The 16,783-nt window shown below is 64.4% G+C and carries 12 protein-coding genes; 4 read left to right on the top strand and 8 right to left on the bottom strand.

The genetic code is table 11. The features are described from left to right. Nucleotides 1–29: 29 nt before the first annotated feature. Together J2X19_RS25310 and J2X19_RS25305 are read right to left on the bottom strand one after the other, a co-directional pair. The gene (locus J2X19_RS25310; RefSeq protein ID WP_116608961.1) at nucleotides 30–248 is read right to left on the bottom strand and encodes a PP0621 family protein; all 219 of its coding nucleotides are present in this window, start codon (nucleotides 246–248) and stop codon (nucleotides 30–32) included. Further along, entirely contained in the window at nucleotides 245–1,045 is an 801-nt protein-coding gene (locus tag J2X19_RS25305) for a cytochrome C assembly family protein (protein ID WP_310377190.1), read from the bottom strand. The genes J2X19_RS25310 and J2X19_RS25305 overlap by 4 nt, the downstream gene beginning before the upstream one ends. 194 nt (nucleotides 1,046–1,239) lie before the next feature. Between J2X19_RS25305 and ffh the strand changes: the two genes are divergently transcribed. The 3 genes from ffh to J2X19_RS25290 all read left to right on the top strand — a co-directional run bounded on the left by ffh (nucleotide 1,240) and on the right by J2X19_RS25290 (nucleotide 6,094). Further along, the gene (ffh, locus tag J2X19_RS25300; protein ID WP_116608963.1) at nucleotides 1,240–2,604 is read left to right on the top strand and encodes a signal recognition particle protein; all 1,365 of its coding nucleotides are present in this window, start codon (nucleotides 1,240–1,242) and stop codon (nucleotides 2,602–2,604) included. 170 nt (nucleotides 2,605–2,774) lie between these two features. Next, nucleotides 2,775–4,316, top strand: a complete 1,542-nt coding sequence (locus J2X19_RS25295) for a methyl-accepting chemotaxis protein (RefSeq protein ID WP_310377189.1) — start codon at nucleotides 2,775–2,777, stop codon at nucleotides 4,314–4,316. A 218-nt stretch (nucleotides 4,317–4,534) separates the two neighbouring features. Further along, entirely contained in the window at nucleotides 4,535–6,094 is a 1,560-nt protein-coding gene (locus tag J2X19_RS25290; protein WP_116608965.1) for a methyl-accepting chemotaxis protein, read from the top strand. Nucleotides 6,095–6,123: 29 nt separating this feature from the next. Here the strand turns inward: J2X19_RS25290 and J2X19_RS25285 are convergent, their stop codons facing one another. The 4 genes from J2X19_RS25285 to J2X19_RS25270 form a co-directional block, all read right to left on the bottom strand. After that, nucleotides 6,124–8,487, bottom strand: coding sequence for a tetratricopeptide repeat protein (locus tag J2X19_RS25285; protein WP_310377188.1), 2,364 nt, complete (start codon nucleotides 8,485–8,487; stop codon nucleotides 6,124–6,126). A 28-nt stretch (nucleotides 8,488–8,515) separates the two neighbouring features. Then, complete coding sequence (locus J2X19_RS25280) at nucleotides 8,516–8,812, bottom strand: hypothetical protein (RefSeq protein WP_092757763.1); 297 nt, start codon at nucleotides 8,810–8,812, stop codon at nucleotides 8,516–8,518. A gap of 147 nt (nucleotides 8,813–8,959) precedes the next feature. Further along, nucleotides 8,960–10,606: a methyl-accepting chemotaxis protein gene (locus J2X19_RS25275; protein ID WP_310377187.1), complete on the bottom strand. Its 1,647-nt coding sequence runs from the start codon at nucleotides 10,604–10,606 to the stop codon at nucleotides 8,960–8,962. Between the two features lie 170 nt (nucleotides 10,607–10,776). Next, nucleotides 10,777–12,342: a methyl-accepting chemotaxis protein gene (locus J2X19_RS25270; RefSeq protein WP_310377186.1), complete on the bottom strand. Its 1,566-nt coding sequence runs from the start codon at nucleotides 12,340–12,342 to the stop codon at nucleotides 10,777–10,779. 209 nt (nucleotides 12,343–12,551) lie between these two features. Here J2X19_RS25270 and J2X19_RS25265 point away from each other — a divergent pair, with 209 nt between their 5' ends. Then, nucleotides 12,552–13,172 (top strand): tRNA-uridine aminocarboxypropyltransferase, encoded by a 621-nt coding sequence (locus J2X19_RS25265; RefSeq protein ID WP_310377185.1) that lies wholly within the window; start codon nucleotides 12,552–12,554, stop codon nucleotides 13,170–13,172. A 60-nt stretch (nucleotides 13,173–13,232) separates the two neighbouring features. On the opposite strand, the gene priA is transcribed toward J2X19_RS25265, so the two are convergent. Both priA and hemE read right to left on the bottom strand, forming a co-directional pair. Further along, nucleotides 13,233–15,344 carry a replication restart helicase PriA gene (gene priA, locus J2X19_RS25260; protein WP_310377184.1) on the bottom strand — a complete coding sequence of 704 codons (2,112 nt, stop codon included), beginning with the start codon at nucleotides 15,342–15,344 and terminating at the stop codon, nucleotides 13,233–13,235. A 321-nt stretch (nucleotides 15,345–15,665) separates the two neighbouring features. Beyond that, complete coding sequence (hemE, locus tag J2X19_RS25255) at nucleotides 15,666–16,754, bottom strand: uroporphyrinogen decarboxylase (RefSeq protein WP_310377183.1); 1,089 nt, start codon at nucleotides 16,752–16,754, stop codon at nucleotides 15,666–15,668. Between the last annotated feature and the right edge of the window lie 29 nt (nucleotides 16,755–16,783).

Raw genomic sequence — 16,783 nt, 5'->3', positions numbered from 1 at the left:
CTGCTCCGCGGAGCGAGCCAGACCCGGTATCACTGCTGGGCCTGCTGCTGGTGTTGTGGGCTGCAGTACACGCCGCGTTCAGTCACCAGGGCTTCGGTCTGGGGCAGGTGCAGGCCGCAGACCTCGCAGGTCACCATGCTGGGCAGTACTTTGGGAGGGCGCGGTGGCGCCGGCTTGTCGGCAATCCGCCGCGAGCGCCAGAGCCACACGCCAAACAGCAGCACGACCAAGACCAGTAGCAGCTTCATGCGATGCGCTCCAGTACCACTTCCAGCACAAAGCGCGAGCCCACATAGCCGAGCAGCAGCAGGCCGGCACCGGCGTACAGTACCCGCACGGCGGTACGGCCGCGCCAGCCAAACCGGCTGCGCCCGATCAGCAGTACCGCGAACGTCAGCCACGATAGCACCGAGAACACCGTCTTGTGGTTCCACTTCCAGCCGCTCACGCCATACAGTTGCTCACCAAACAGCCAGCCCGCCAGCAAGGTGGCCGACAGCAGGACAAAGCCGGCGCTGACCAGCCGAAACGTCAGCCGCTCCAGGGTCAGCAGCGGAATGCCGCTGGGCGAGTCGGCAGCCAGGCGCATCTGCTGTTCGGCCCGGGTCATCAGCCAAGCATGTACCACCGCCGCGGCAAACAGGCCATATGAGGCAATCCCCAGTGCCCAGTGCAGCGGCAACCAGGGCGAGGCCATGGCATGCAACGGGCTCCCCGGAAACAGCAGTGCCAGCAACACCGCGATCGCACCCAGGCCGGCCAGGGTCCAGCGCGCCTTGAGCTGGGGAAACAAATGGCTTTCCACCGCGTAGACCGTCAACACCAGCCAGGCTGTGACCGACAGGGCCGGCGCAAAGCCAAAGCGTGCGGGCTTGTCAAACAGGCCGATGCTGAGCACCAGGGCATGCAGCAGCCAGGCCAGCCACAGGGCCGACCGGCTGGCGCGCATGCTCAAGTGCGCGGCACCCAGCGCAGGCACCGCATAGGCCAGCGCAGTCGCCACAAACAGCAGCACGGTGGCAAGAGGCGCAGTCGTTAAAATCATGGCCGCAGTTTAACTATTAGTGGCTCTCCCCCAGGCTCCAGTGCTGCGCACTTTTCGCCAACCCCCTTGCCGGGGGCAACACCAGCAGCCTGGCGTAGCCAGTTCTGCGGTGTTTCTGGCGGGTTTATGTTCTGGCCTCTGTGGGTCTGCGTTCGAGCGTCGCCTGGCAACACAACCTTCCCCGGAAACTTCTTATGGCCTCCGCCCTTACCGACAAACTCTCCCGCCTAGTCAAAGAAATCCGTGGCCAGGCCCGTATAACCGAGTCGAACGTGGCCGACATGCTGCGGGAAGTGCGCATGGCCTTGCTGGAGGCCGACGTGGCCTTGCCGGTGGTGCGCGACTTCATCGCCCGGGTGAAGGAAAAAGCCCTGGGCCAGGAGGTGATGGGCTCGCTGTCACCCGGCCAGGCGCTGGTCGGCATCGTGAACCGCGAACTCAGCCGCACCATGGGCGAAGGGGTGAGCGACATCAATCTGGCGGCCCAGCCGCCCGCGGTGATCCTGATGGCCGGTCTGCAGGGCGCGGGCAAGACCACCACCACCGCCAAGCTGGCCAAGCACCTGATTGAAAAGCGCAAGAAGAAGGTCTTGACCGTGTCGGGTGACGTGTACCGCCCGGCCGCCATCGAACAGCTGAAGACGGTAACCAAGCAGGCCGGCGCCGAGTGGTTCCCCAGCACGCCAGACCAAAAGCCGGCCGACATCGCTGCCGCCGCACTGGACTACGCGCGCAAGCACTACTTCGATGTGCTGCTGGTCGACACCGCCGGCCGCCTGGCCATCGACGAAGTGCTGATGAACGAAATCAAGGGCCTGCACGCGCTATTGAAGCCGGTGGAGACCTTGTTCGTGGTCGATGCCATGCAAGGCCAGGACGCGATCAACACCGCCAAGGCCTTTTCCGATGCCCTGCCGTTGACCGGCATCATCCTGACCAAGACCGACGGCGACTCGCGCGGCGGCGCGGCGCTGTCGGTACGCCATGTGACCGGCGTGCCAATCAAGTTTGCCGGTACCAGCGAAAAAATCGACGGCCTGGAAGTCTTTGACGCCGAGCGCCATGCAGGCCGTGTGCTGGGCATGGGCGACATCCTGGCGCTGGTCGAGCAAGTCACCTCCGGTGTCGACATGGCGGCCGCGCAAAAGCTGGCGGCCAAGGTCAAAAGCGGTGAAAGCTTTGACTTGAACGACTTCCTGGGCCAGATCCAGCAGATGAAGCAGATGGGCGGCCTGTCCAGCCTGATGGACAAATTGCCCGCGCAAATGGCGGCCAAGGCCGGAACCATGGACATGGACAAGGCCGAACGCGACATTCGCCGCAAGGAAGGCATCATCTACAGCATGACCCCGCTGGAGCGCCGCAAGCCCGAGCTCATCAAAGCCACCCGCAAGCGCCGCATTGCTGCGGGTGCCGGCGTGCAGGTGCAAGAGGTCAACCGCATGCTCAACGAGTTCGGACAGATGCAGGACATGATGAAAAAGATGAAGGGCGGCGGCATGATGAAGATGCTCAAGCGCATGGGTGGCATGAAGGGCATGCCGAAGATGCCCTTCTAAGGCATTCGGGGCTTGCGCCACCGCGATACCAAAATGGCAATCGCGGGCGGTTAAAAAACCTATCCGGCTTTACCCTGGGGCCGCCGCTTCTGGCGTGGTTTGCGGCGGAAACGCCCCAGCGGTTCGGTTACCCTGCACATTTGCTTACAAGTAGCTGCAGGTAATCGCGCATGAAAAACTTCAAGATATCCACCCGTCTGCTGGTGCTGGTGGGCGTGCTGTCGGCCTTGCTGGTGGCGATTGGTGCGCTGGGCCTGTTTGGCATCGCCAAGTCGAATGCCGCCATGGCCTCCATGTACCAGGACCGCATGCAGGCCCAGGCCGCGGTGGCCGATTTCCAGTTTCTAACCACCCGCAACCGGCAGCTCATCTCCAACGCGCTGCTGTCTCCGGCGCCGGAAAAAGTCGCCAAGGCAATTGCCGAGGCCGAGGCCAATATCCTGAAGAGCAACAAAGTCTGGGAATCCCTGGTGGCCGTCGAGATGAGCCCGGACGGCGAAAAGCTGGTGCAAGTGATTGCCGGCAAACACCAGCGCATCATGAAAGACGGACTGAGTCCCGCGCTGGCCGCATTGAAGGACTCTGACGTAGCCACTGCCCGGGTACTGGTAGTGCGTAAATTTGACGACCTGTTCGACCCCATTGCCGAAGACATCAGCGCCTTGCTGGTCTTGACCAAGCAGGAGGCTGCCCTGGCTTACGAGGATTCCGCGGCCCGCTACCAGACCATTCGCAATATCTTCGTCGCCTCGATTGCCTGCGGCGTGTTGTTTGCCGTGCTGTTCGGCCTGGCGCTGATGCGCGGTATCACCCAGCCGCTGCTGCAGGCCGGTGAGGTCGCCAACGCGGTGGCCCGCGGCGACCTGAGCCAGAGCATCGATACCACGGGTACGGACGAAGTCGCCACGGTGATGCAGGCCCTGGCCGCGATGCAAATCAGCCTGTCGCAGGTGGTGGCGACCGTGCGCCAGGGCTCGGAAAATGTGGCCACCGCCAGCGCCGAAATCGCCCAGGGTAACCACGACCTCAGCGCCCGTACCGAACACCAGGCCAGCGCGCTGGAGGAAACGGCGGCATCCACCGAGGAACTGAACAGCACCGTGCGGCAAAACGCCGAGAGCGCCACACAGGCCAACCAGTTGGCCCTCAGTGCCAGCAAGGTCGCCGCCGAGGGCGGTGCCGTGGTGGCCGACGTGGTGGAGACCATGAAGGGCATCAACGACAGCTCGCAGAAGATCGCCGACATCATCGGTGTGATCGACGGCATTGCTTTCCAGACCAACATCCTGGCGCTCAACGCTGCCGTCGAAGCAGCCCGCGCCGGCGAGCAGGGCCGCGGTTTCGCCGTGGTGGCCAGTGAGGTGCGTAGCCTGGCTGGCCGGTCGGCCGACGCAGCCAAGGAAATCAAGCAGTTGATATCCACCAGCGTCGAGCGGGTCGCGCGCGGCACCGCCCAGGTGGACAAAGCCGGCGCCACCATGACCGAGGTGGTCAACGCCATCCGCCGCGTCACCGGCATCGTGGGCGAGATCACCGCCGCCAGCTCCGAGCAAAGCTCGGGCGTGGCCCAGATCGGCGAGGCCGTGACCCAGATCGACCAGGCGACCCAGCAGAACGCCGCCCTGGTCGAGCAAATGGCCGCCGCCGCCAGCAGCATGCGCGCCCAGGCGCAGGACCTGGTGGACGCGGTGGCGGTCTTCAAGCTTGCTTAGCGCTGCGCAAAAATTTCAAGCCTTTTAGGCTTGTGGCGCAGGTAACGCCTGCGTGGGCTGCTATCTTTATTGCTATTGCTATTGCTATTGCTATTGCTATTGCTATTGCTATTGCTATTGCGGGTGCTGCTGCGCGCAGCTTGCGCGTTTGTCATCAAAACATGTAGCTTGATCGGCTACCTTCCCGGCCAACCGCTGTTGGTTGTGAAGAGCAATGCATGAAAAATTTCAAAATATCCACCCGTCTGCTGGTACTCGTGGGTGTGTTATCGGCCCTGCTGGTGGCCGTGGGTTCCATCGGCCTGTTGGGTATCGCCCAGGCCAATGCCGTCGTCGAGTCCATGTACAAGCAAAGGATGCAGTCCATCGCCTCCGTGGGGGCTTACCAGTTCCTCAGCATGCGTGCGCGCCAGGTCATCTCCGACACCTTGATCGACCCCTCGCCCTTGGTGGTGGCCAAGAACATCAAGGACATCGATGCCATCACCGCGGCATCGCAGAAGGCCTGGGACAGTTTGCTGGCTGTTCCCCTGTCGGCCGAGGGCGCAAGCCGCGTCCAGGCACTCGAAGCCAAGCGGCAGAAATTCCAGCAAGAGGGCTTGAAGCCCGTCATGGCCGCTCTGCGCGATGACGACTTCCTGCCCGCCCAGGTGCTGGTGCTGGGCAGGTTCAGCGCCCTGTTCAACCCGATCAGCGACGACATCCGGGCCTTGATCCAGCTGATGGAAGGCGAAGCGCGCAGCGACTTCGACGCGGCTGTGCTGCGCTACCAGGCGATCCGCAATGTCTGCTTGGCGGCCATCGTTTTTGGTGTGCTGTTTGCGCTGTTGTTTGGCCTTGCGCTGGTGCGTGGCATCACCCGTCCGCTGCTGCACGCAGGCGCGGTCGCCAATGCCGTGGCGCGCGGCGATCTGAGCCAGCAGATCGACACCCGTGGCCAGGACGAAATCGCTGTGATGATGCAAGCCCTGGCTGCCATGCAGGCCAGCCTGTCCCGGGTGGTGGTCAGCGTGCGCCAGGGCTCGGAGAACGTCTCCAGCGCCAGCTCTGAAATGTCGCAGGGCAACGACGACCTCAGCGAGCGCACCGAACGCCAGGCCAGCACCTTGCAGCAAACCGCGGCCTCCATGGAACAGTTGGGCGCCACGGTACGGCAAAACGCCGACCATGCGGCCCAGGCCAACCAGCTGGCGATACAGGCCAGCAGCGTGGCCGCGCAAGGCGGCGCCGTGGTGGCCGAAGCCGTGGCCACCATGCAAGGCATCAACCACAGCACCAAGCAGATCTCCGACATCATCGGCGTGATTGACAGCATCGCCTTCCAGACCAATATCCTGGCCCTGAATGCCGCCGTCGAAGCCGCCCGTGCCGGTGAGCAGGGGCGCGGCTTTGCGGTGGTGGCCAGCGAAGTCCGCAGCCTGGCTGGGCGTAGCGCCGAGGCGGCCAAACAGATCAAACAGCTGATCCAGGCCAGCGTGGCGCGCATGGAACAAGGCACTGTGCTGGTCGGAAAGGCCGGTACCACCATGACCGAGGTGGTCCGCTCCATCCGCAGCGTGACCGATATCGTGGGCGAGATCAGCGCCGCCAGCAGCGAGCAAAGCACCGGCGTGTCCCAGGTCGGCCAGGCCGTCACCCAGATCGACCAGGCCACCCAGCAAAACGCCGCCCTGGTCGAGCAAATGGCCGCCGCTGCCAGCAGCATGAAAACCCAGGCGCAGGACCTGGTGGCCGCGGTGGCGGTGTTCTCCTTGCCGACGCGGGTGGCGTTGGCCTGAGGCAGGGAGCGCGAGATCGGCGCGCTAGTTCACGCCGGTTGTGCGACCCAACGGGCGAACATGTCAGCATACGCCGATTCCACTGCGCGCGCAAAACCCGGTTCGTCCATCAAGACGCTGGTTTGCATCTGCTGGCGCAATGTTGCGCGCAACTGCGCCAATGCCGGCAGGTCGGATGCCAGGGCGACGACTTTCTCCACGTAGTCGGCCTCTGTTTGGGCAATCCATTCGGGGTGGCCTAGGCCGTGCAGTATGGCGCTGCCCATCCGGCCCACGCTGGGGCGGCCTTCCAGCGTCACATAGGGCAGCCCCATGTAGAGGGTTTCAAACAGGGTCGTGCCCGAGTTGTGTGGAAAGCAGTCCAGCCCGATATCCATGCCGCGCAGCACGTCCCACGGAGGGCTATGGAAGCCGATCTGTAAACGTTCTGCAGCGATGCCCTGGGCCGTGAATGTGGCCAGGGTTTCTGCTTGCATCTTCGGGTCCTCAAAGGATCGGCTGTCGACGACCAGGCGCGCCGTGGGCAGGCGGTGCAGTATCTGCGTCCATACGCGAACCGTTCGGTGGTTGATGCGAATCGCCCGCGTGAGTGTGCCCAAGGTGATGTAGCCACGCTCCAGCGCGGGCAGGGCATTCACCTCGCCCATGGCGGCACTGGCACGGTAGGCTACATAACCACCGGGTAACCGCCAGGGCGCTTCGGAGAAAAGCGTCTCGGAGCCGGCGGGAGCGCTGATGGCATCGGTGAGGTAGTAGTCCACGGCCTGCAACCCCGTGGTGTATCCATAGCCCATCCAGCTCACAGACACGGGGGCAGGTTTGCGGGCAAACACGGCCAAACGGTTGCCTACCGTGTGTCCGGCGGCATCGACGAGGATGTCGATGCCATCGGCGCGGATGCGTTCGGCCAACGCAGCATCTGTCATCCCTTGTGTTGGCACCCAATGTTCGACGTACTGCTTGTAGCGTTGCGTGACCGCATCCTCTTTGGCCAGTTCGGCATAGGCATACACCTCTACCACTTGGCGGTTGTGTTGTGACAGCAGGGGCTCAAGGAAGAAGCTTGCCGCGTGGTTTTTGAAGTCCGGGGAGACATAGCCGACTTTCAGCCTCCGATCCACGCGGCGGTCATTGGTGTGCGGTGCCCAAGTGGGCCGCAGCGGTGTGCCCACGCTTTGCTCGTATGCGCGGTAGCTTTCGAAGATTTCTTCCGCGCCCAGGTCCGGGTGGTAGTTCAGCGCGAAGAGCAGATTCGAGTAAGCGCTCTGTAATGACGAAAGCGGGCTTTGGGGGGCTGTGGTTGCGTGGCGAAGGTGATGGATGGCATCTTCCAGCCGTCCTTGCAGCAACAAGATGCCGCCCAGGTTGCTGTGGAATACCGCGGATGTGGCGTCGATGGCAACAGCCGCGCGCAACGCATCCGCCGCATCGTGCAATTCGCCCTGCGCGGCGAGCGCATTGCCCAGGTTGTTCAGCGCATCGGCATTGCGGGGCGCCAGCTCCAGGGCCTTGCGACTGTGCTGGGCCGCGAGGCTGTAGTTTTCCGTCTGCAGATGGATGTAGCCGAGTATGCGGTGGGCTTCTACCGAGTTTGGCAGGATGGCTAACGCCTCCTGGCAGCTGCTGAGGGCCTGGGCATGCTGGCCGAGTTGCAGCAGGACGGTTGCCCGACCGGTAAGCTGCGCGGCATCGCGAGGGTTGCGCCGCAAGGCATGCTCATATTGCTCCAAGGCTTGCTGCCAATTTTGCTGGGCTTGGAAAACTGCGGCCAAGTTGCCGTGGGCTTCAGTTAACTGCGGATTCAGGCGCAGAGCCGCTGCGTACTGCGCCGCCGCCTCGCTCCATTCCTGGGCCTGGGCATGCAGGTTCCCCCGAAGGAAGTGGAATGCAGCGTTGTCCGGGAAGCGTTGCATGCCACTGGCAAGCGTGCTGAGTGCCTTGTCCCACGCTCCGGTCTTGGACAGGGCTTGGCATAGCTCCGCGTACACGGGCTCAAATGTGGGCTGCAGGGTGAGTGCCGCTTCCCAGTGGAGGATGGCTTGTTCTGGTTGGTCCAGGCTCGCGCAGACCTGGCCCAGCAGGTATGCGGCGTCAAAGCTTTCGGCTTGCAACTGCCGCGCCTGTGCCAGAGCCGCTTGTGCCGCAACCAGATCTCCGGTTTGCTGCAGTGCATACCCCAGGCTGGTGTGGGCGTCGACCGAATGGGGGTCTAGCGCCACGGCTTGCCGGTAGCAGGCCAGGGCCGCAGCCAGGTTGCCCTGGTCCAAAAATCGGTTGCCTCGGCGCCGGTGGTCGGCACTGGTCTCAGGGGGGGCTACAGCTGGGGTGGGGAGTGGGGTTGCCGGTACCGGGCTGGAACCCGCCGAGAACAGTTTCTTGAGCCAGGAATGCATGGAGGCCAACGGTTGGATCTTGGAAATCTTAGAGACGCTTGACCAGCCATTCGGTCAGCTCTTCCACATACGTGCTTTCATAGCCCGCATCTTTCAGCGTCCATTTGAAGTTGTTGGCCAGCTTGGCGCGGGTATAGAGATTCAGCGTGTGGCTGACCTGGAACTGGCGCGTGCGCAACGCTATCTGGTCCAGCGCACGCTGGGTCTTGATGGCAAATTTCTTGTCGGTACGCGGCGTGCCCAGGGGGATTTTTTCTATGAAGATCTGCGCCAGCTCGGCCCCAAACCGGTTGGCTTCTTTCGCGTTGAACCAAGAAAATAGCATGTGAATCCCAGCATGGTCGACAGTGCACGGGATTGTAGGTGTCCACCAGCTGGGGTCTGCTGCCCAGTCCAGGATTTCAAGCTTTTAAGGCCTGTAGCGCAATCTCTATCAGCGTGAGCAGCTATTTTTTGTATAGCGTTCAGTGGCCTAGGCCTCCTTGCGCAGAGGCTGGGTGTTGTCGGCCACCAGCCGGGGGCGGGCCGGTTCGGAGGTCGGTCGGCGGCTGGTGGTCGCACTGCTGGAGCCGCTGGCCGTGAGGCGGAACACCCGCACGCTTTCCGACACCGCTTCGGATTGGCCGTGCAGCGCATTGGCGGCGGCGGCAATTTGCTCGACCATGGCGGCGTTTTGCTGGGTGATGCTGTCCATCTGCGTGATGGCGTGGTTGACTTGGGCAATACCGTCCAGCTGCTCGCGCGAGGCGGCGCTGATTTCGGTCACCAGCGCCGTGACCTGGCTGACCGCGTGCAGTGCATCGGTCATGGTGACCTGGGCGGCATCGGCCAGGCGGCTACCGGTTTCTACGGTGGTGGTGGACTCGGCGATCAGGCTCTTGACTTCGCGGGCGGCGGCGGCGGTGCGCTGCGACAGCGCACGGACTTCGCTGGCCACCACCGCAAAGCCGCGACCCTGGTCGCCCGCGCGGGCGGCTTCCACCGCGGCATTCAGGGCCAGGATATTGGTCTGGAAGGCAATGCTGTCGATCACCTGGATGATTTCGCCAATCCGGTTCGAGGACTCGGTGATCTGGCGCATGGTGCGGGTCACGTCCAGCACCGCATCGCCGCCACGCCGGGTCACGGTATCGGCATGGGCGGCGAGCTGGGCTGCCTGGGCGGCGGAGTCGGCGCTTTGCCGCACGGTGCCGGTAATCTGCTCCATCGAGGCTGCCGTCTGCTGCAGGCTGCTGGCCTGGCTTTCGGTGCGGTTCGACAGGTCGTCGTTGCCGGCGGCGATCTCCTGGGTGGCTACGCTCATGTTGTCGACGCCGGTGCGCGCGTCGCGCACGATGGACTGCAGGTTCACGTTGAGCTGGTTCAAGGCCCCGGACAGTTCGCCCATCGCATCGTTGCCGCTGCCCTTCAGGGTCTGGGTCAGGTCACCGGCGGCCATGCGGTTGGAGAAGCTGACCAGGTTGTGCAGCGGGGTGATGGACAGGCCGCTCAATACCCAGCCACCGGCCAGCGCGCAGACCACCGTGGTGGCCAGCGCGGCCAGCCAGATGCCGGCACCCAGGCTGGACACCACCAGGGCGCCCACCCCGAAGCCGACCAAGCCCAGTATGCCGGCCGTCATGGCCAGCTTGCCCGCCAGCCCCAGCGACAAGGCGGTTTTCAGCCGGCCTGCCGGGGTGTCGACGCGCAACTGGCCGCGGTACAGGCGCAGCACGCGCTGGCCCTGGGCCTTTTCGGCCCGCATCCTGGCGTACAGCGCGGTGGCGGCGTCGATGTCGGCCCGCAGCGGCTCGGTGCGCACCGACATGAAGCCGATGGGCTGGGTGCCCTCCATCAGCGGGGTGACATTGGCCCGCACCCAGTAGTAGCTGCCGTCCTTGCGCCGGTTCTTGACCATGGCCGACCAGGGGCGGCCGCCCTTGATGGTCTCCCACATGTCGCGGAACGCTTCTTCGGGCATGTCGGGATGGCCTATCAGCTCTTCGCGGGTGAAGCCGCTGACTTCAATGAAGACGGGGTTGCAGTAATTGATATTGCCGTGCAGGTCGGTGGTGGAGACCAGCGTTTGGCCGGGTGGAAAGCTGTATTCCTGGTTCAGGATAGGCAGGTTGTTGCGCATGCGTGCTCGCTCCAGTGCTGTGCTTGTGGGACAAATACATTTCCAGACTTCGGCCGCCTTTGCTCCGCCTGTAAATCAATGTATCTGTAAACAAACAAACGCTGTTGCAATTCCCGGTGGCTCCAGGGGGGCGCATCATCCATTTTGAGTACGCTTCTCCCCGCGCTGCGTCAACCCGCCAGCTTGAACACGCTGACCTGCTGCGACAGGCGCTCGGCCTGGCTGCGCATCGACTCGGCGGCCGAGGCCGCTTCTTCCACCAGGGCGGCGTTCTGCTGCGTCACCCCGTCCATGGCGGTGATCGCGCCGTTGATCTGGTCTATGCCCTGCGACTGGTCCTGGCTGGCCGCGGCAATCTCGCCAATGATGTCGGTTACCCGCTTCACGCTTTGCACCACCTCGGTCATGGTGGTGCCGGCGTCGTTGACCAGGCGGGTGCTGTGCTCCACGTTTTCCACCGACTCGTGGATCAGGGTCTTGATCTCCTTGGCGGCGGCGGCCGAGCGCTGGGCCAGGCTGCGCACCTCGCTGGCCACCACGGCAAAGCCGCGGCCCTGCTCACCAGCGCGCGCGGCTTCGACGGCGGCGTTGAGGGCCAGGATATTGGTCTGGAAGGCGATGCCGTCGATCACCCCGATGATGTCGACGATCTTGTTCGACGAGGCATTCACCGTGGCCATGGTGCCGACCACCTGGGCCACCACCGCACCGCCCTTTATGGCCACGGTGGACGCGGTGGCCGCCAACTGGCTGGCGTGGCGCGCGTTCTCGGCGTTTTGCTTGACGGTGCTGGTCAGGTGCTCCATCGAGGCTGCGGTTTTCTCCAGCGAACTGGCCTGCTGCTCGGTGCGTACCGACAAGTCGTTATTCCCCGCGGCGATTTCGCCCGAAGCGGCGGCGATCGAGTCGGTGCCGACCCGCACCTCGCCGACGATGTGGGCAATGCTGTCACGCATGCCCTGGATGGCGTGCAACAGGCTGCTGTTGTCGCCGGCTTTCAGCGCAATCGGCACCGACAGGTCGCCGCGCGCCATGTGCTCGGTGATGCTGGCCGCATAGCCGGGCTCACCGCCCAGCTGGCCGATCAGGCCACGCGCGATCAGTGTGCCCAGGCCCAGCTGCAAGACCAGCAACACCAGGGTCGCCAGGCCAAAGGTGATGACACGGCCGCGGATCGCCGAGTCCACCGTGTCCACATACACGCCCGAGCCAATCACCCAGCCCCAGGGCGCGAAGCCTTTGACGTAGGAGACCTTCTGCACCGGGTTCTCGCTGCCGGGCTTGGGCCACAGGTAGTTCACATAGCCGCTGCCCTCGGCCTTGACGGTGTTGACGAACTCCACGAACAGGCGCTTGCCCGTGGGGTCTTTGTTTTCGCTGAGGTTCTTGCCGTCCAGCTCGGGCTTGATGGGGTGCATCACCATCGCCGGCTGCATGTCGTTGATCCAGAAGTATTCGCTGCCGCTGTAGCGCATCACCTTCAGCGCAGCCATGGCCAGCTTTTGCGCCTCGGCGTCGGTCGATTTGCCCTGGGCCACCAGGCCGTGGTAGTTGACCACCAGGCTGTGCGCCACCTCGACGGCCTGGCGCACGCTGTTCTGGCGCTCCTCCATGATCAGGCGGCGTTCGGACACCAGGAAGACTGCTGTCAGCAGCACCAGGCCGAGGAGTGCGCTGAAGTTCAGCACAGCCAGCCGTTTGGCAATACTCAGAGCGCGGAAACCGGTAGGGGCCATGGGGCAGCTTTCAGAGTAAGCAGAGTAAAAAACGCGTTACAAAGCGTAGCAGTTTTGCGCGGCGCTGGGAGCGGTGAAAACGCGCGGTAGCGCCGCAGAACCGGTAACAGTCGGTTTTTTGTGTGATATTGAATGCATAGCTGCTTGTGCAATATCTGTATGCGCTAGCACTGATTTTTATATAAAAATACCTGGCCTAGAATGGCCGCATGTCCGATGCCGCCACCGTCCCCCGCCTGCGCTGCGCCCGCTGCCTGCGGGCGCAGCGCAGCTGCATTTGCCAGTGGATCAGGCCCATCGCCCACCAGGTCGGGGTGCTGATCCTGCAGCACCCGCTGGAGGTCTACAACGCCAAGGGCAGCGCCCGGCTGCTGCACCTGAGCCTGCCGAACAGTCGCCTGCTGGTCGGCGAGACCTTTACCGAAGCGGATGTGCGCGTAAGTGCGGGCCGCCTGGTGCTGCTCTACCCCGACACCCCGCAGGACGTGGCCCTGGGCCTGCCCGCGGCTCCGGCGCTGCCGCAGGACTGGCTGCAAGACCCGGCCCGGCTGTGCCTGGTAGTGCTGGACGGCACCTGGCGCAAAAGCCGCAAGCTGCTGTTCCAGAACCCGCTGCTGCAGCAGCTGCCGCGGCTGGCGCTGCGCGATATGCCGCCGTCGCAGTACCGCATCCGCAAGGCGCACAAGCCCGACCAGCTGTCCACGCTGGAAGCCTGTTGCGCCGCACTGGCCCAATTGGAAGTAGGGGAGGGCGATGCCGCGCGTTACCAGCCGTTGCTCGATGCGTTTGACGGCTTCGTGGACCAGCAGCAGGCCTACCGCCCGGGTTAGTTTGCTGTATTTTCGATAGCTGCTCGCGCAGGTACTACCTGCGCCAGAGCCCGATTTTCTTTAAATGCTCAACGGGTCTACGTCAATCGCCCAGCGCACCAGGCCCTTGGCCTCGGGCTGGCTGCGGGTGGCGCGCAGCACCGCCTGCCAGGCCAGCAGAAAGCGCTGCAGTGCCTGGCGCGACGGGCTTTCCACCAGCATCTGGGCGCGCTCGATGTTCGCCACCCGCTGCACGCCCATGGGCACAGCCGGGTACAGGGTGACGCGCTCCACATCCGGCACGTCGCAAGCGGCGGCGCTGGCCAGGCTCAGAAAGGCCTGGGCGGCTTCCTGGGTGCGGGCCTCGGCGCGCACCAGCGCCTGGTAGCTGAATGGCGGCATGCCGGCGATGCGGCGCTCGTCCAGCTGGCTGGCGGCAAAGTCCGGGTAGTCGTGCTTTTTCAGCGCCGCAAACAGCGGGTGCTGCGGGTGCATGGTTTGTATCCACATCTCGCTGGCCGCGCTGTGGGCGGCATCGCGGCCGGCTCGGCCACCGGCCTGCATCAGCAGCGCAAACAGCCGCTCGGGCGCGCGGAAGTCGCTGGAGAACAGCGCGCCGTCGGGGTTGATGGCGGCCACCAGGGTGATGCGCCGGAAGTCGTGCCCCTTGGCAATCATCTGCGTGCCAACCAGCACGTCGACGGCGCCGGTGTGGACTTGGTCCAACTGGGCTTCGAGCGCGCCCTTGGCCTTGGTGCTGTCGGCGTCGATGCGCGCCACCACTACAGCCCCGCCGTCGGGCCGGCGCAGGTCGGCCAGCAGCTCGGCCAGGTGTTCTTCCAGCCGCTCGGTGCCACGGCCTACGGGCGAGATGTCGGGGTTGCCGCAGCTTGGGCAGGCGCGCGGCACCGGCTCGGCGTAGCCGCAGTGGTGGCAACGCAGGCTGCGGTCGATCTTGTGAAAGACACGGTAGGCGCTGCAGTGCGGGCACTCGCTCTTCCATTCGCAGCTGCTGCAGGCCAGCACCGGGGCGTAGCCGCGCCGGTTCAAGAACACCATGCTTTGCTCGCCGCGTGCCACCCGCTGCTGGATCGCTGCCAGCAGCTGCGGCGAGAACACGGTCTTCTTCTGCTGCAGATTCATGTCGACCAGCCGCACCTTGGGCAGGCTGCCCGCGCCGATGCGGCTGGGCATGGCCAGCCGCACATAGCGGCCGCCCTCGGCGGCCGGGCGGCTCAGGTGCCAGCTCTCCAGCGCCGGCGTGGCCGAGCCGAGCAGTACGCGGCAGGGCGCGGCGTCCGGGTCTGCCTGGGTAGATAAGCGGGTTTCCAACTGGCTGCGGTAGACCGCCAGATCGCGGGCCGAGTAACGCGCGCCTTCCTGCTGCTTGTAGCTGGGGTCGTGCTCCTCGTCGACGACGATCAGCTTGAGCCCGGGCATGGAGGCAAACACCGCCATCCGCGTGCCCAGCACGATGCGGGCCGTGCCGCTGTGCGCGGCCAGCCAGCTTTTCAGGCGTTGCGGCGGCGTCATGCCGCTGTGCATGGAGACCACCGAGGCGGCGCCGTAGCGCGGCTCGAAGCGTTCGCGGAAGCGGGCTTCCAGCTGCGGCGTGAGATTGATCTCGGGCACCATCACCAGCGCCTGGGCGCCGGGGTCGCGGGACAACAGACTTTGCACCAGCTGCAGATAGACCTCGGTCTTGCCGCTGCCGGTGGAGCCGAACAGCAGGAACGGCCCTTTTTGGGCCTCAAATTCGGCAATGACGCTGGTCTGCTCTGCGCTGAGTGCTACGGAATGTGTAGTGTCTGCGGCATTGGCATCGATGGCCCCGCTGGGCCGCTTGAGGCGCCGCGTCAGCTGCGCCGCGCCGAGTTCGCGCAGCTGCGGCGGCAGGGCGGCCAGCGCCACTTCGCCCACCGCGCGCTGGTAGTACTGGGCGGCAAACTGCACTAGGCCGCGCCAGGCGGCGTTCAGCGGGGCCAGGCCGTGCAGTGCATCACCGATGGCGCGGATCTCGAAAGTCGAGTCTTGCGGCTCCACGTCCCACACCACGCCCAGGGTTTCGCGCTTGCCCAGCGGCACCCGCACCAGGCTGCCGGGTGGCAGCGGCTGGGGGCTGTCATACGTCAGCGGCCCGGCAATCGCGCTGTGGGCAGGGGTCTGGACGACGACGGAGAGCCGGTGGAGCATTTGTGTGCGTTATTTCACGTGAACTTGCGGAATCTGGCCTAAGTGCTTGATTTACAAATGATTTACCAGGTATCCCAAGAAGCTGTGGATAACTTTGTTGATATCTCTCTGTGGCAGGCCGCAAAGCCCAGTAAATCAAGGCTTTGAACAAAATGCCTGAAAAAAAAGCAATTTCAGATGACTATATAAATCAAGGGCTTACGATCGCTATGGGTTTTGTAGCGGAGTAGAGGCCCCAAGCGTTGCCGGGTCAAAGCCCACCACAAATTGTGTGCATAAGTGGTGCGTGGCAAAACTATTTTTCAGGCCCATCCGCCCCTTTTATGCCCGAATTTGGCGCGAAGCCCGGTGTACGGCCTCGACCAGCGCCGCCACATGCTCGGGCGGCGTGTGCTGGCTGATGCCATGCCCCAAATTGAAGATATGGGTGGGGCCCTGGCCTGCACCCTGGTGGGGCACGCCAAAGCTGTTCACCACGCGCTCCACTTCGGCGGCGATCTGGGCCGGCGGCGCGAACAGCACGTTCGGGTCGATATTGCCTTGCAGCGCCTTGCTGCCACCCACCAGCGCCCGCGCCTTGGCCAGGTTCACTGTCCAGTCCAGGCCCAGCACTTCGCAGTCCAAGCCGACCATTTCGTCCAGCCAGAGCCCGCCGCCCTTGGTGAACACCAGGCGCGGAATGCGTTGGCCGTTGTGCTCGGTCTTCAGCTGCCGCAAAACCTGCTGGGTATAGGCCAGGCTGAACTGCTGGAATGCGCCGTCGGCCAGCACGCCGCCCCAGCTGTCGAAAATCATCACCGCTTGGGCGCCGGCCTCGATCTGCGCGTTCAGGTAGGCGGCCACGGCATCGGCGTTCACCTGCAGCATGCGGTGCATCAGGTCGGGGCGGCTGTACAGCATGCTCTTGACCAGGCGGTAGTCGTCCGAGCCTTTGCCCTCGACCATGTAGCAGGCCAGCGTCCAGGGGCTGCCGGAGAAGCCGATCAGCGGGACACGGCCGTTCAGGGCCTTGCGGATCGAGGTCACGGCGTCGAACACATAGCGCAGCTTGTCCATGTCGGGCACCTGCAGCGCGGCCACGGCGGCCTCGTCGCGCACTGCATGGGCGAAGCGCGGGCCTTCGCCCTGCGCAAAGCTCAGGCCCAGGCCCATGGCGTCGGGCACGGTGAGGATGTCGCTGAACAGGATGGCCGCGTCCAGCGGGTAGCGCTCCAGTGGCTGCAGCGTGACTTCGGTGGCGTAGTCGGTGTTGGTGGCCAGGCCCATGAAGCTGCCGGCCTTGGCACGGGTGGCCAGGTATTCGGGCAGGTAGCGGCCGGCCTGGCGCATCAGCCAGACGGGGGTGTGGTCGGTGGACTGGCGCAGGCAGGCGCGCAGAAAGCTGTCGTTTTGGAGCGGGGCGAAGGACATGGGGGAGGGCAGAGGCGGTGGAAGCGTGG

This window comes from Rhodoferax ferrireducens (genome assembly GCF_031458075.1).
Lineage (GTDB): Bacteria > Pseudomonadota > Gammaproteobacteria > Burkholderiales > Burkholderiaceae_C > Rhodoferax_B > Rhodoferax_B ferrireducens_A.
This window is presented reverse-complemented; position numbering and strand designations above follow the sequence as displayed.

Bases quoted from the DNA above. Each gene is read 5' to 3' on its own strand.
- J2X19_RS25310 (WP_116608961.1), bottom strand. From the start codon at position 248: ATGAAGCTGCTACTGGTCTTGGTCGTGCTGCTGTTTGGCGTGTGGCTC.
- J2X19_RS25305 (WP_310377190.1), bottom strand. From the start codon at position 1,045: ATGATTTTAACGACTGCGCCTCTTGCCACCGTGCTGCTGTTTGTGGCG.
- ffh (WP_116608963.1), top strand. From the start codon at position 1,240: ATGGCCTCCGCCCTTACCGACAAACTCTCCCGCCTAGTCAAAGAAATC.
- J2X19_RS25295 (WP_310377189.1), top strand. From the start codon at position 2,775: ATGAAAAACTTCAAGATATCCACCCGTCTGCTGGTGCTGGTGGGCGTG.
- J2X19_RS25290 (WP_116608965.1), top strand. From the start codon at position 4,535: ATGAAAAATTTCAAAATATCCACCCGTCTGCTGGTACTCGTGGGTGTG.
- J2X19_RS25285 (WP_310377188.1), bottom strand. From the start codon at position 8,487: ATGCATTCCTGGCTCAAGAAACTGTTCTCGGCGGGTTCCAGCCCGGTA.
- J2X19_RS25280 (WP_092757763.1), bottom strand. From the start codon at position 8,812: ATGCTATTTTCTTGGTTCAACGCGAAAGAAGCCAACCGGTTTGGGGCC.
- J2X19_RS25275 (WP_310377187.1), bottom strand. From the start codon at position 10,606: ATGCGCAACAACCTGCCTATCCTGAACCAGGAATACAGCTTTCCACCC.
- J2X19_RS25270 (WP_310377186.1), bottom strand. From the start codon at position 12,342: ATGGCCCCTACCGGTTTCCGCGCTCTGAGTATTGCCAAACGGCTGGCT.
- J2X19_RS25265 (WP_310377185.1), top strand. From the start codon at position 12,552: ATGTCCGATGCCGCCACCGTCCCCCGCCTGCGCTGCGCCCGCTGCCTG.
- priA (WP_310377184.1), bottom strand. From the start codon at position 15,344: ATGCTCCACCGGCTCTCCGTCGTCGTCCAGACCCCTGCCCACAGCGCG.
- hemE (WP_310377183.1), bottom strand. From the start codon at position 16,754: ATGTCCTTCGCCCCGCTCCAAAACGACAGCTTTCTGCGCGCCTGCCTG.